The sequence below is a fragment of the Rhizobium sp. BR 315 genome (genome assembly GCF_050577975.1).
Classification (GTDB): domain Bacteria; phylum Pseudomonadota; class Alphaproteobacteria; order Rhizobiales; family Rhizobiaceae; genus Rhizobium; species Rhizobium miluonense.
In genome coordinates, this window is record NZ_JARWKZ010000046.1 from 35,569 (window position 1) to 49,313 (window position 13,745).

The following is a 13,745-nucleotide window of genomic DNA, read 5'->3' on the forward strand; positions in this document are numbered from 1 at the left end:
ACGACGATGGACCAGTTCCGACCAAGTGATAGTGAAATGCTTGCCGCACTGCTCGAAAGCGATCCCGGCCGCTTCGAGCCATCGACGGCATTTCGCGTTGCACAGCACGCAGCTGGCGATCATTTGACCGTATCGTCCCCCATCGGCGTTTCACCGGCACCGCTTGCCGTCAGCGGCTTCAAGAAGAAGGGGGCGACAGGATCGGTCCAGGCAAGCATGGCAGGCCTTCTTGGCCCGTTGGGCGCGATGCCACCGAGCTACAATGAGCTTGTCATGCGCGAGGAGCGCAATCGGGCTCATGGCCTTTCAAGCTTTTTCGATCTGTTCACGAGCCGCCTTGCCGAGCTTTTCGTCGATGCTTGTGACAAATATCGTCTTGCTCGGCGGCTGCGATGGAGCGCGGACAGAAACGACAATGCATTCATCAAGACGCTGTTCTCGCTGACAGGCTTCGGTACGGCCCGGCTGAAGGAGCAGGTTCGCGCTGACGACGAGTTGATCCTCAGATTTTCCGGATTCTTTGCGGCCCGGACCCGCAATGCGGTCAATCTCCGGGCCATGCTGCGGGAATTCAGCGGCCTACCCGTTGCGATCGAATCGTTCAAAGGCAGATGGCTCTCCATTCCCGAAGGCGAGCGCAGCCGCATGGGGCAGCAGCAAGGCGTACAACTTGGCATCAATTCAACGGCGGGTGCGGCAATCCATGATTTTGGCGGCAGTTTCCGCGTCGTGATCGGACCTGTCGATTATGAGGACTACCGCTCTCTCGCGCCGGGCAGCGCTAATATCGATGCGCTGTTTGCGCTGACGCGCCTTTATGTCGATCCGTCGCTCGATTTCGACATCCAAGTGGTTCTGAAGAAAGAACACATCCCCTTCTGCCGACTTGGCGAGGGCGGTGATCCGCCGCGGCTCGGATGGAACAGCTGGGCACGCGTCGCTTCAGCTGATCGCGACAGCGGCGATGCCATCATCATCGAGCCACGCAATGCCCAAAGGCAATCCGACCAGGGAGGCCTTCATGCGGCTTGAACTGCGGCAAACGTCTGGAGAAGGTTCCAGCAAGGGATGGTTTTTCGAGCGCGGCAAGCGCACCCTCGGCCGATCGCCGGATTGCGACTGGCAGGTGTCCGATCAGCAGCGGTTGATCTCGAAGATTCATTGCGTGATCGAGCGCGATCGCGCCGGCTTTCTCCTGCGCGACCAGAGTGCCAACGGCACCCGTGTGGACGGTGCAACCGTTCTGGAAGGCGAGACAGCAAGGCTTGCGGACAAATCCAAGATCGTATTCGGCGATCTCGCGTTCAACGTCGTCATTACCGGAGAAGCCGACCGTGATATCGATGATCCGGCCGCCGATCTGCGCCTCAGCGACGAGACTATGACGATCTCCTCGATCCTTGCCGACATCGTGCCCGGCGGCGGCTCGGCAACGGGCGTGCTCGGCCAGCGGAGCGGCGACGACTGGATCGCAGCATTTCCACAATCGCCAAAAATGGAAAAGTCGCCGAGCAGGAACGTCGATATCGGCTGGAATGGTCCGCCTGACATCAACGGCATCAAGCCTGTGCTTCCGGACGACTGGAACTCGGGTTTCGAGCTGGGCACCCAGCTGGAACATGGCGCGGCAACGCATGTCTCCGTCGCCGTTGCCCGCAGTTCCGGCCCGGAGGCGGTCGAGACTACCAAAACGATCATCCCGGCTAATGATGCGCGAGCCGCAGATGATGCGGGTGAAAGCGCGGAGGATACGAGTTTCGCGCTGCAATTCGATCCGCTGCGCCAACTGGAAGCGCTCGTCTCGACACTGGAGCAGACACTCGACGACGAAGCATCCATTTTCGGAATTGAGGACAGCCGTGCTCATTCCTCCGCTTCGCTGTTCAGCCGCGAACGGACGGAGCAGCTTGCCGACCGTCTTCGATTGCTCGTCGCAAGGCAGTCCGCGCTCAACGCCGGCCTCGAAAACCTTGTTCGCGAGGCCGGCCGGATGTTCGAGCCCCGCATGGTCGAGGCTCACGTCGATGCCTCCCAGCGCAAGGGCATCTGGCGCGGCAATGGCGATTACTGGAAGGCCTACCGCGCACGGTTCGAAAAGAGCGGCAAAAGCATTCCGGTCCGCGATCTGTTGGCCGAGGCCTTCCGCGCGGCGGCCGATGACCGCGACGGGCAGGATATCACCAGTTTGGCGGAGAGGACGGGCAGCACCCGATGAAGAACGAAAATCGCGTGGCTTGGAGCGAGGGCATGTTCCTTCGCGTGCAGCATTTCCAGCAGGCTGACCGCTGGACCGAGCGGCTGGTCCGCACGACCGCCCGGGGGCTTGCGCCCTACCCCTGGGGTATTGCCGAAATCGGCATCGATCGCGGCGCGCTCGCGATCGGCCAGTTTGCGCTGTCGAACCTGCGCGGTATTCTGCCCGACGGCACGCCGTTCGAAGCGCCAATCGATGCGGATCTGCCTCCTCCTCTTGAGCTTGACGATTCCACGAAGAACGCCGTCGTCTATCTGGCTCTGCCGACGCGTCAGCCCGGGAGAGCCGACGTCGCCATGAACGGCAGCGCCATGCGCAACAGCGTTCGCATCACCGCCTCGCAATATGAGGCACCGGATGCGAATATGGAGACCGACTTCATGGCGCCGATCGACGTTGGCCGCCTGAGCCTGCGTTATCTGAAGACCGGCGACGAACTCGCCGGATATGATCTGATCGGCCTTGCGCGTGTCATTGAGGTTCGCTCCGATCGTTCGGTCATCCTCGATCCGGACTACATCGCTCCGTCGTTAAATTGCGCCGCCGAAGCGCGTCTGAACGAGCTCATCACCGAATTGCTCGGCATCGTGCGCCATCGCGCCGAGGCGATTGCCGAACGGATCGGCGACCCCACGGTGCGCGGCACCGCAGAAGTAGGCGACTATTTTCTGTTGCACATCCTCAATCGCGCCGACCCGATGCTGCGCCATATCGCGGCAAATGCATCGCGGATGCATCCGATGACCTTCTATGAGGAATGCATCCAGCTAGCCGGAGAGCTGGCCACTTTCACGACCGACCGCAAACGCGCCAGCGATTTCCCACCCTATCGCCACGATGATCTAAAGGCGACGTTTGCGGCTGTCTTTAATGATCTTCGTGCATCTCTGTCGGCAGTTCTCGAGCAGGCTGCCGTTGCAATCGAGCTCATCGAGCGGCGCCACGATGTTCGCGTCGGCACAATCAACGACCGCTCCTTGCTCAAGGACGCCGGTTTTGTGTTGGCCGTGCGCGCGGAAATGTCGGCGGAGGACGTGCGGCGCAAGCTGCCCGCTCAGATCAAGATCGGCCCCGTGGAGCGGATCGCCGAGCTCGTCAATGTCGCGCTGCCGGGCATTCCCGTCAGGCCTCTCCCCGTCCTGCCGCGGCAGCTGCCGTACCGGTCAGGCACGATCTACTTCGAACTCGACACGAAAAATCCTCTTTGGAAACAGCTTGATACCTCCGGCGCGATCGCCCTGCATCTCGCAGGCGACTTCCCCGGCCTGGAGATGGAACTGTGGGCTCTGAGAGAATGAACACAACACGCTCAACACCCTGGCACGAGCTACCGACGATCATCGAGCTGACGGAGGACGGCGCGCGCAAGAACGACGCCGCCCGCAAGATGGCCGATTTGCTGGACGAAGAGCTGGACCGGCAGCCGAGCGGCAAGGCCGGCGATGCAGGCGGCGGCTGGTCCGTCGATTCGCTTATCCGCGGCTTTCGCTTCGGCGGCGAGGATGTTCCGACCGTCGTGCGCTCGGCAGCACCATTGCTCAATCTCGCCCATGGCCTACGCAACACCGAAGAACAGCCCGATATTGCCGAGTTGCGGCGGGTGACAATCGACGCAGTTGGACGCTACGAACGCGACCTTGCGAGCGCCCGTATCAGCCCCGAGCGGGCGCGCGCGGCACATTATGTCATCTGCGCAACCATCGATGATGTGGTTTTGAGCAAACGCTGGGGCGTGCGCGCCGGCTGGGCGCGATCCGGCCTGGTCTCGACCTTTCACATGGATGTCACCGGCGGCGACCGCGTCTTCGATCTCCTTGATCATTTCCAGCAGAGCCCCGGCGCCAACAAAGATCTGCTGCTCCTGATCTATCTCTGCCTGTCGCTCGCCTTCGAGGGTCGCACGCGTGTTTCGCCGCGCGGATCGCTGGAACTCGGGCGCATCCGTGATAGCCTTTATAAAACACTGCTCGGTCAGTACGGCGTCTTCGAGCGCGAGCTGTCGCCGCATTGGCGCGGGGTTTCCGCGCGCCACAAGCCGTTGCGCACGGCCGTTGCGCTTTGGACGATCCTTTCCGTGCTCGCGCTTCTCTTTGCGCTCGGCTACATGTTCTTCACGCTTTCGCTGAACCTCGCCTCGGACGCGACCTTCGAGCGCCTGGCCAACCTGCCGCCACGCGATACGCCGAGCGTCCTGATCGAGAAGCCGAAGGAGGTCGCTGCACAGACGCCACCGGTGATGAAGCAACCGGACATACCGCCGCCGGTCGTCAGGCCGCAGCCGACGCCGCTCGACAATCTGCTCGCCTTCCTACAGCCGGAAGTCGATCGAAAGCTGGTGACACTTTCGGACTCCAATGGAAGGTTGTTGGTCCGCATCAACAATTCCGGCCTGTTCGATACAGGCAGCGCGGAAGTCAGCGATAAATTCCGCGATCTCCTCCAACGCATCGGCGGTGCGCTCGCCTCGGAAAAATTCCGCGCCGTTGTCGTCGGCTACACCGACAATGTACCGATCCGCACCGCACAGTTCCCATCGAACTGGCATCTTTCCGAGGCACGTGCTCGCGCCGTCGGCGATATCCTTGCGGCCTACACGGGCAAAGAGGCGATCCTGACGGAAGGACGTGCCGATAGCGACCCGCTGGCAAGCAACGACACGCAGGAGGGCCGCGAGGCAAATCGCAGGACTGAAATCCTGGTGCTGACCGACCCGACGCAGCGCCTCGGCGAGGCGGCCCTTAACCCGCAAGCAACACCTCAAACGCAGACAGGCAATAGGCCGCCGGCGTCTGCCACGACGACGGGAGGAGCCAGATGAATCCGCTCGGCGCGTTTTACACGCTTCGCTCCTACGTCTCGGTCTATGCCGGTCTTCTCGGACAACGCTTCATATCGCTGATCTGGGTTGCGGCGATCTGCGTCGTCATCTGGTTCTACGGCTCGATGGCCGGCTATGGCAGCTTCAAGCCGCTAATGAGTGCTGCCGCTCGGATAATCGCGATCGGCGTGGTCATTGCGGGCTGGCTGATCTACCTGCTGATCACAACGCTACGCTCCCGCAGGCGCGACAAGGCGCTCGTAGAAGGTATTGCCGACGATGCCGCCAGCCAGCAGGCGGAAGTGGGCGAAATCCATAGCCGCCTGAGAGAAGCGCTGCTGCTTCTGCGCCGCATCAGCAAGAAGCGTTTCGGCTACATCTATGAGCTGCCCTGGTATGTCATCTTCGGAGCGCCGGGGTCGGGTAAGACGACGGCACTGACCAATTCGGGGCTGAAGTTTCCGCTTGGTGATGCGATGGGCAGCAATTCCGTCCAAGGCGCCGGCGGCACGCGCAACTGCAATTGGTGGTTTGCCGACGAGGCGATCCTGATCGATACAGCCGGCCGCTATACCACACAGGATGATTTGAACGGGGCGTCGAAGGCCGGATGGGAAGGCTTTCTCGGGCTGTTGCGCAAATACCGTCGCTCGCAGCCGATCAATGGCGCCCTCGTCACGCTCTCGATCGGCGACCTTCTCAGCCGTGATCATGAAGTGCAGCTCGAGGAGGTCCGCTCCATTCGCAAGCGCCTGTCGGAGCTCGACGAGTTCCTGCATGCGCGCGTGCCCGTCTATGTCGTGCTGACGAAGGCCGATCTTTTGACCGGTTTCGTCGAGTTTTTTGACGGGCTTGCCAAGACCGATCGCGAGCAAGTCTGGGGCACGACCTTCGATCTCGACGAGAGCTATAAGGGCCAGAACCTGCCCGAGCGTTTCATGGAAGAATTCGCACTGTTGCAGCAGAGGGTCGATGCCATGCTGATCGAGCGCCTGCAACAGGAGCCGAATGTCGAGGTCCGTGGCCGCATCTTCCGCTTCCCCGCAGAGCTTGCCTCCTTGGGCGAGCGTCTGCAGGAATTGCTGAGTGAGCTCTGCGCGTCTTCCTATCTCGTCGAATCCCCGCTTGTCCGCGGCGTCTATTTCGCTTCCGGCACACAGAGCCGGGAGACGGATACACCGCGCACGCGCCGCAGCTATTTCCTGTCGCGACTGTTCAAGGAAGTCATTTTCGGCGAGGCGTCGCTGGTCGCGCGCGACAGGCGGCTGTCGGGCCGGCAGGCCATGATCCGACGCATTGCCTACGGAGCGGCGGCCGTCGCGCTTGCAATCGTCTTCACCGGCTGGACGGCGAGCTATTTTCAGAACTCGCGCGCGATCGCTGCAGCCGAACGGCGTATCGACAATTATGAGAAGCTTGCGAATGGCATTCAGGTACGCGACGTCACGGATGCGGATTTCCTGCGTATCTTGCCGGCGCTCGACAATCTGCGTGCGGTCACCGGCGGCTTCGACGAGGTGCGCGTCTGGCCGACGAGTTTCGGCCTCGACCAGGAAGACAAGATCGCCAGCCGCCAGCGCGGAGCCTATCAACGCGCCTTGAACTCTCTTCTACTTCCACGCATGCTGGTGGAGCTTCAAAATGAACTCAAACAGACATCGGATGTCCAGAAGACCTTCGATGCCCTGAAACTCTACGGTATGCTTGGTGGGCTGGGGCCGGTCGACAAGGATTTCGTCTCGCAGCAATCGGAAGATATGTTTGCAACACTTTATCCCGGCGAAGGCCGGTCTGCCGCGCGCAAGGCACTTCTCGCCCATGTCGAAGCGATGGCTGGTGGTAGCTTGCCAGCGATCGAGCTCGACACCAGCCTGATCGCCAAGGCTCGGGAGGCGATCCATACGCAAAGTCTCGCAGCCCGCGCCTATGATATCGTGATTCATTCCCGGCAGGCCCGTCAGCTTGACACCTGGCTTCCCGCCGATGCGTTGGGGCCGCTTGGCGCCCAGATCTTCCAGCGGAAATCGAAGGCGACGCTACGCGATGGCATTCCCGGGATCTTCACGGGCAAGGGCTACCGCGACGTGGTATTGTCGACAGTCGTTGCTGCCGCTTCGGAAGCGCTCAAGGAGCAATGGGTTCGCGGTGGCGGCGACGCACCTCCCTCGGGAATGACCACTGACGCGATTTCGCAGGCGGCGCTGCAGCTCTATTCCGATGCTTTCCAACAGCATTGGTCTTCGCTCCTTGCCGATCTGCAAATACGCCCGTCGAGCAACCTTGCGGATGCGACCGAAACGGCGCGCATCCTGGCGGCAAACCCGAACCCAATTGAGATGGTGCTAAAATCCATAGCGGCCGCAACGGACCTGCGGCCGAAGGCGGGTACGGAAATTGCCTCCGTTGACGTTCCGGACGCCGCGTTGAGAGCCGCCACGGCAAGTGCTGCAAATCCGCCGGATCCCTATGGTCCATTGCGGGCCGCACTCGAGGCGAATGCCGCCAATGCGCAATCGGTATCTCAGGACGGAAAGGCTGACAACGGCAGCGGTAAGCCCCGCTCCCAGATCCAGAGCCTGCAACCGATCCTGCAGAATATTTATAGCCAGCTGTCACGCGCCGCAAATTCGACTGTGGAAGTCGCGCGTGTCTTCGACGCCGGCGGCCAGCTTACAAACGCCAATCAAGACCTCTTGCAGCAGGCTCGCGGGCTGCCCTCGCCCGTGGATGCGTGGATGGTCGCCGTTGCCGCCGATATCGGCTCGTTGGCGGTCAAGGCCGCGCGCGTGCGTATAAACGATCTTTGGGCAAGTGAAGGCGCGGATCTTTGCGCGCGTATCGTCACCGGCCGCTACCCCTTCGATAGGGCGTCCGGTCAGGATATCGCCATGGCGGATTTCGTCCGGCTGTTCGGGCCGCAAGGCCTGCTCCAGACGTTCTTCAAAAACCGGTTGGAAGTATTTGTCGATACAAGCGCCCAGCCGTGGGGTTGGCGCGGCACCTTCGGCGGCGACAGCATCCCGAGCCAAGCGATTGCGCAATTCGAGAATGCGAGCAAGATCGAACACGCCTTCTTCCCGGCCGGCAGCGAGAAACCGGCGATATCGATCAATATCAAGCCTGTCTCCCTGTCGGCGTCTGCCAATGCCGTGATCGTAGATATCGTCGGCGAGCACGTCCTTTATAATCATGGCCAAATAGTTCCAAAATCCATTGCCTGGCCGGCGGCCGGTGCGGAGAACCAGTCCAAAGTCAGATTTTTTCCCGGAGATTTGCAGCCGGCCATCACACAGACCGGGGACTGGTCGCCTTTCCGCCTATTCGATGCTGCCAAGGTAACCGTTCAAGCCCCCGATCTCTTCCGTGCCAGATTTGAAGACAAGGGTCAGACTGCGGAATTCGACGTGCAGTTCGGTTCGGTGCTCAATCCCTTCCGGCTACCGGCATTGTCCGATTTCAGCTGCCCGGCGCAGTTCTGACGGTCCGCCGATGAATGAACCGCTCGCCCGCACCCAATCGCCGATGCAGGCCGACACAATCGGCTTCTTCGGAAAATTGCCAACACATGGCGATTTCGTTTCCTCTACGCTTAGCCTGCGTCTGCAAGGCGAGCTCGATCAATGGATTTGCAGCGGCCTGATCGCGCTCGAAGCGGCATTGGGATCGGATTGGCGCGGGCTGTTTCACGCCATGGCAGCCTGGCGCTTCGTCGTGGGCAAGGGCGTCTGGGCACCATTCGCTATTGCAGGCGTTCTCCTGCCCAGCCGTGATCGCGTCGGCCGAAGCTTCCCCTTGATTATCGCCGCGCAATTGCAGCGCTTCTCCGGTCCCTTGCGCGATCTTTGCGAGGACGACAGCTGGTTTATCGCCGCCGAAGCATTGGCCGAGACCTCGAGCAAAGCCGATTTCGAGATGCAGCGTTTCGCAGAGAGCATCAAGCGACTTCGCCCGCCATTCATCGACCAGAAATCAACAACGACGCAACCGGCGACCACGGGCGATGCCCAAACGCCAGCCTCGCTCTGGTGGCGCATCAATCCCGGCACCCGACACGGCAAAGGGTTTCGCACCATGGCGAGCCCCACTGCACGGGATTTCGTCAAGCTCGTCACGACAGAAGCTCCCCAATTACCTGCAACTGACGCACCGCCGGCACGATCTGCTGTCGCTGTTCCGATGCAAACACAGCAGACGACGGCAACAATCCGGCCAAAGCTCGCTATAGCGGACAGCCATGCCAGCCACGCTGGAACGCGCCTTTCATTGAATGCCGATGCACTCCTTGTCAGCGATAGACCGCAGATTTTTGCAATCGCCGATGGTGTCGGCGATGGCATCGGCGCCATCGAAGCAGCTCGGATTACAACCGGAATACTCGCCGGTATTCCTCAACGTGAAGCACTGCAAACTTTGGTGCAGGATATCAGGAGCAAGCTCAGCCATGCTCATGCGATCCTGCGCGCCAAAGGCGCCAACGTCGAGAGGGAGCTTCCCGTGGCCAGCGTCGTGACCGCCGCGCTGCTTGATGGGAGATTTGCAGTCACATGGGTAGGCGATGCTCGATGCTATCTGCTGCGCGACGGGACGATGCGGCTGCTGACCCATGACCATGTCAACATCGGACTTCGCCGAACACTCGGCCGCGGCCTTGGGCTATCGGATCAACTCGTCACGGAAACGGTTGGAGATCCGCTTCACCATGGCGACCGCCTCCTGCTTGCCAGCGCGCCCCTTTCTCGCACGCTTACCGATCGCATCATTGCCGAGATCCTGATCGAGACGCCGCTGGAACAAGCTGCGGAGGCGCTGATCCAGGAAGCGCTCATCGCCAACTGTCGCGAAAATGTCAGCTCCATCGTCATCGGCGCGACATGATGGAAGATCCAAGCGCTGAGGATATGAGGAAGATTGCAAGAAGCTTTGCGGAACTACTACATCTTTTAACGCATGATGGCGAGATAGAGCGGTCGAAGCATATCCGCGATCTCCTGATCGATCGATTGCGCGATACGCTGGACCGGCGCCTCTCTTCGCTGGCAGAGATCGAACCGACCTTCATCGGAAATACGTTTCTCGTCGAGGCGGTCATGCATCGCAACGACCGGACGGAAATCAGCCGATTGCGCCATCGCGATCTCGGCACGCTCCATGCCATGAAAACGATCAGGGTGGATCGGGCGAACGAGGCGACCGCCAAAGCCTTGCTGCTGCGCGAAGCACACATCGGAATGGTGTTACGCGACCGCAATCTTGCTTCTACCCAATCCGTCATCCGCTTGCCCGACGGCCGTCTGGCGATCGTCATGGAATGGGTCGGGCCATCTTTGTCGCAACGATTGGCTGAAGGTTCTCTTTCATCCGCCGATGTCCGAGCGGCGACAAGATCCATGCTCATCGGGTTGAGCGCAATCCACCAGGCCGGCCATGTTCATGGCGATATTTCTCCGGCTAATATTTTGCTTGGCGACGGCGACTTCAATCAGCTGAGGATAGCGGACTTCGGCACGGCAGTAGAATGCGGAACGCGATACAGCGATCTCGATATTGCCAAGGCCGCGACGCCGAACTTCACTGCACCCGAGGTTTCAGCCGATACCCCCATGCAGTTCAGTGCCGATCTCTACTCGGCCGGCCGTCTGATGAACCTGCTTCTTGAACATTGCAACGAGACTGATGAATCGATCATCGCACTAAAGGCGGTCGCCCGGCATCTGTCGGACCTCACCCCTTCCATGAGGCCGCCGAACGCAATGGCAGCCCTTGCTTTGATCGGTGAGGTCTAGTTGAAACCTCGTCAGTTCGAAGCCGAGCTGCCTGGAAGAGGCGCAGCGGCCGTCGGCACACTCTTCTGATAGACGGTCAACAGCTTGGCGGCATCGACCATGTCGGCATTGCTGGCGTAAATCGTGTCGCCATCCTGCATCTTGAACTGCTGCATCAGCACGAAATTCGAGACTTCCTTCAGGTTGACGCTGTAAATGACGGGCTTGACCGAAACGACGGCCGACCCGCTGGCGCCCTTGGCCACTGTCGATGCAGCCTGCGAATAGACCTTCTGATTCCGAAATAGATAGAAATTGCGGGAATCGGCTCGATCATCAAGCAGGCCGCCAGCGCGGGCGAGCGCCTGCGCCAAGGTGGTCTGGCCCGGCTCCAGCGGGAACTCGCCAACGCTCTTGAAGGCGCCAAGTGCAGTGAAGCTCTGTGACGCGCCTTTGACGAACAACTGATCGCCGGGCACGAGCCGCACGTTCTGCTTATCGTCCTGCAGGATGCGATCCAGGGGTGCCGTCGCCCTTTGCGATCCGCGGGTCAGCGTCACGGCCGTGTTTGCCGGCGCGGAGGATGCGCCGCCGGCAAGGGCAAGCACGTCAAGCACGCGCTCCTTGCGTGCCGTCAGCGGGAAGCGACCGGCGGAGCGGACCTTACCATCGACCGTTACGGCGCTGGAGGGCTTATCGACGACCGTCACGACAGCCTGAGGATTGACGGAAGAGCCTTTGAGGGCAGTGACGATCTGCGACTGCAAACCTTCTGGAGTGGAATCGATGACGCGCTGCTTACCGACATAGGGCATGGTGACAAAACCACGAGAATCCACCGTGAAGCGGCCGAGATTGAGCGACTTGCTCTGGGTGGCAGACGGTAATCCGTCCTCGCCGGTATCGAGCACCGTCACATCGAATACGTCGCCCGGACGCAGGCGCGCATCCGAAAAGCCGCGCGAACGGAGGCTTGCAAGCCCCTGATCGGTGGGCTCATAGGGTGGCGCAACAACCTGCGCGGCCATCGGCGCCTCGGAGAGTGGTACGACCGGAATCTTTCGCTGCGTGACGGGCATCGTTGCATTGCGAATATTGAGGGCGCTTGGTCCATCAGACGGCCTCGCACAGGCACTGAGGACAACCAAGGGTAAGACCGCCGCCCATTTCCGCATTCCGGAATCTCCTTCGGATGTTACAAGCAAGGCAGAAATATCAACCATAAGGCGGGAGGCAATATGCCAGGTTGATAAATAATGAACTGTGACAGTTCGGTTGTTTACCATTGTGTCCAAAAAGCAACCGATGGCCAGTTCAGCGCCATAGGGGCGCCCCACGCGGGGCGGCGAAGCCAGGGGGCTCAAGCACTTGAGCAGTGCGAATCAGCAAGGCAATGGGACTTTAAGAATTACACGAGCATTGATCGAAACGACGGTAGCTTAATCGCCCCATCCGTTGGATTTCCCCATGCGGCCGGACATCGGCATGGTCTCGAGACACCTCAACAGCCTCGGAATCGTTGGTCGTTCCCATGTTGCTCTTGTCAATCGCTTGTCCGTGGATGACCGCCCGATACTGAAAGCTGTCTTGGGTAGACCGTTTGCTCTTGAAGCGATCAGAACCGCCGACCCTGTTGTTAAAAAAGGCATCCGCCTGAAATTCCTCAGGAGCGGGCACCAACTTTGCCTGGAAGGAATGGCCGATTTGGGGCCGAGAGCGGACCGTCCGCTACGCTCACGTTCCTCGCCTCCGATGAAAGCTCCTACATCACCGGTATCGATCTTGCCGTCGATGGTGGTTGGGCGCAGGTCTGAACCGGCGTCAACACAGGATCGGAGAAGCACTATGAGCTATGCAATTATTGGCTTCGGCAAGATCGGCCACGCTCTTGCCAAGGCGTTTGCCCGCAAGGGCATTGAAGTGACCGTTGCGACCACGCGTGACCCGGAAAGTTTTGCAGCAGACGCGGCCGCGATCGGGCCCAAGGTCAGCCCACCCGGCACATAAGCGGAAGTTGCCGTGACAGGGCGCGCGGTACCTAGGCGTCCAGCGCCGGCGCCAGCGATGGCGATCGGCGTTACTTCGGCCTGGGCTAGAGACGCTGCGGAACGGCTGCTGCAAAGAAGTCGGTCGCGCGGCGCACGCGTGCCGGCACGAACCGACGCTTCGGCCAGACGAGGCTGATGTCTCTGACGTCGTCGAGAAAGTCGTCGAGTATCGTGATCACGTCAGGATGATTGAGCTCATCGGCGAGCGAGACCTTGGCGAAGAGGCCAATTCCGACGCCGGCTAGAACTCCAGCCCGGATCGTTTCGACGCTGTTGGACGATAAGTTGCCGCGAACGGGCACGCTGAAACGTCCTTCCGGACCTGCGAAGGGCCATTTCGCCAATTCCGTTAGGCCACCGTATAGAAGGCAATTGTGCTCACTCAGGTCTGCGGGGGACTTCGGCATCCCATGCTTCTCGAAATAGCGACGGGATCCGACGCAAACGAGGGGCGTGACCGCCACCCGGCGAACAACCGCGTCTGAGTCTTCGACAGGCCCCACCCTGATCGCCAGGTCGATACGATCTTCCACCATGTCTCGCACGAAATCCGAAAGAACGAGATCCACCTGAAGGGCGGGATAAAGCGACAACAACTCGGGTATCAGCGGTAGGATGTGTTTCGGCGTGGAATATTGACCCCTCTGGCGGGGTGACCGGCGTCCAATTTTGACCCCCCACCTGTTTCGTCTGACCATCCGTCTTTTGCTGGCGGATGGAGGGGGAGTTGAAGCGAGTGGATACGATTGCGCGTGTTCGTCGAGCCTTCCATGTGCAGGGCTGGTCGGTGAAGAAGATCGTCCGGGAGCTGCATGTGTCCCGCAACACGGTCCGCAAGATACTGCGCTCCGATGAGACCGACT

The 13,745-nt window shown here is 60.6% G+C and carries 10 protein-coding genes and 2 pseudogenes; 10 read left to right on the plus strand and 2 right to left on the minus strand.

The features are described 5' to 3' along the window. The first annotated feature begins 6 nt into the window (after positions 1-6). Genes tssG through QD409_RS28430 form a run of 7 tightly spaced genes read left to right on the plus strand, consistent with a single transcriptional unit; the run spans position 7 to position 10,855 of the window. Positions 7-1,032 (plus strand): type VI secretion system baseplate subunit TssG, encoded by a 1,026-nt coding sequence (gene tssG, locus QD409_RS28400; RefSeq protein ID WP_092855336.1) that lies wholly within the window; start codon positions 7-9, stop codon positions 1,030-1,032. Continuing rightward, positions 1,022-2,215, plus strand: coding sequence for an FHA domain-containing protein (locus QD409_RS28405; RefSeq protein WP_159432220.1), 1,194 nt, complete (start codon positions 1,022-1,024; stop codon positions 2,213-2,215). Before tssG ends, QD409_RS28405 begins: the two co-directional genes overlap by 11 nt. Next, positions 2,212-3,552, plus strand: a complete 1,341-nt coding sequence (gene tssK, locus QD409_RS28410; RefSeq protein WP_092855340.1) for a type VI secretion system baseplate subunit TssK — start codon at positions 2,212-2,214, stop codon at positions 3,550-3,552. Before QD409_RS28405 ends, tssK begins: the two co-directional genes overlap by 4 nt. After that, a complete protein-coding gene (gene tssL / locus QD409_RS28415) occupies positions 3,549-5,072 on the plus strand; it encodes a type VI secretion system protein TssL, long form (protein WP_430764259.1) in 1,524 nt (507 codons plus the stop codon). Before tssK ends, tssL begins: the two co-directional genes overlap by 4 nt. Next, positions 5,069-8,551, plus strand: coding sequence for a type VI secretion system membrane subunit TssM (gene tssM / locus QD409_RS28420; protein ID WP_430764260.1), 3,483 nt, complete (start codon positions 5,069-5,071; stop codon positions 8,549-8,551). The genes tssL and tssM overlap by 4 nt, the downstream gene beginning before the upstream one ends. A 10-nt stretch (positions 8,552-8,561) precedes the next feature. Next, positions 8,562-9,947: a type VI secretion system-associated protein TagF gene (gene tagF, locus QD409_RS28425; RefSeq protein ID WP_430764261.1), complete on the plus strand. Its 1,386-nt coding sequence runs from the start codon at positions 8,562-8,564 to the stop codon at positions 9,945-9,947. A 23-nt stretch (positions 9,948-9,970) separates the two neighbouring features. After that, the gene (locus QD409_RS28430; protein WP_159432221.1) at positions 9,971-10,855 is read left to right on the plus strand and encodes a protein kinase domain-containing protein; all 885 of its coding nucleotides are present in this window, start codon (positions 9,971-9,973) and stop codon (positions 10,853-10,855) included. 11 nt (positions 10,856-10,866) lie between these two features. Here the strand turns inward: QD409_RS28430 and QD409_RS28435 are convergent, their stop codons facing one another. After that, positions 10,867-12,009, minus strand: a complete 1,143-nt coding sequence (locus QD409_RS28435; RefSeq protein ID WP_092855350.1) for a polysaccharide biosynthesis/export family protein — start codon at positions 12,007-12,009, stop codon at positions 10,867-10,869. 552 nt (positions 12,010-12,561) lie between these two features. Here QD409_RS28435 and QD409_RS28440 point away from each other — a divergent pair. Continuing rightward, positions 12,562-12,648, plus strand: a pseudogene (locus QD409_RS28440) (oxidoreductase); the annotation flags it as partial. A 31-nt stretch (positions 12,649-12,679) separates the two neighbouring features. Continuing rightward, positions 12,680-12,829: pseudogene (locus QD409_RS28445) on the plus strand (NAD(P)-binding domain-containing protein); the annotation flags it as partial. 97 nt (positions 12,830-12,926) lie between these two features. Here QD409_RS28445 and QD409_RS28450 read toward each other — a convergent pair. Then, on the minus strand, positions 12,927-13,580 hold the full coding sequence (locus QD409_RS28450) for a substrate binding domain-containing protein (protein WP_430764262.1): 654 nt from the start codon (positions 13,578-13,580) through the stop codon (positions 12,927-12,929). Positions 13,581-13,609: 29 nt separating this feature from the next. Between QD409_RS28450 and QD409_RS28455 the strand changes: the two genes are divergently transcribed. Continuing rightward, positions 13,610-13,745, plus strand: a 136-nt coding sequence (locus QD409_RS28455) for a helix-turn-helix domain-containing protein (protein WP_430764264.1), incomplete at its 3' end; no start/stop codon positions are given.

What these genes read in the sequence shown, in the direction of transcription:
- tagF (WP_430764261.1), top strand. Translation starts at nt 8,562, where the DNA reads ATGAATGAACCGCTCGCCCGCACCCAATCGCCGATGCAGGCCGACACA.
- tssK (WP_092855340.1), top strand. Translation starts at nt 2,212, where the DNA reads ATGAAGAACGAAAATCGCGTGGCTTGGAGCGAGGGCATGTTCCTTCGC.
- QD409_RS28435 (WP_092855350.1), bottom strand. Translation starts at nt 12,009, where the DNA reads ATGCGGAAATGGGCGGCGGTCTTACCCTTGGTTGTCCTCAGTGCCTGT.
- QD409_RS28430 (WP_159432221.1), top strand. Translation starts at nt 9,971, where the DNA reads ATGAGGAAGATTGCAAGAAGCTTTGCGGAACTACTACATCTTTTAACG.
- tssG (WP_092855336.1), top strand. Translation starts at nt 7, where the DNA reads ATGGACCAGTTCCGACCAAGTGATAGTGAAATGCTTGCCGCACTGCTC.
- QD409_RS28405 (WP_159432220.1), top strand. Translation starts at nt 1,022, where the DNA reads ATGCGGCTTGAACTGCGGCAAACGTCTGGAGAAGGTTCCAGCAAGGGA.
- tssM (WP_430764260.1), top strand. Translation starts at nt 5,069, where the DNA reads ATGAATCCGCTCGGCGCGTTTTACACGCTTCGCTCCTACGTCTCGGTC.
- QD409_RS28450 (WP_430764262.1), bottom strand. Translation starts at nt 13,580, where the DNA reads ATGGTCAGACGAAACAGGTGGGGGGTCAAAATTGGACGCCGGTCACCC.
- tssL (WP_430764259.1), top strand. Translation starts at nt 3,549, where the DNA reads ATGAACACAACACGCTCAACACCCTGGCACGAGCTACCGACGATCATC.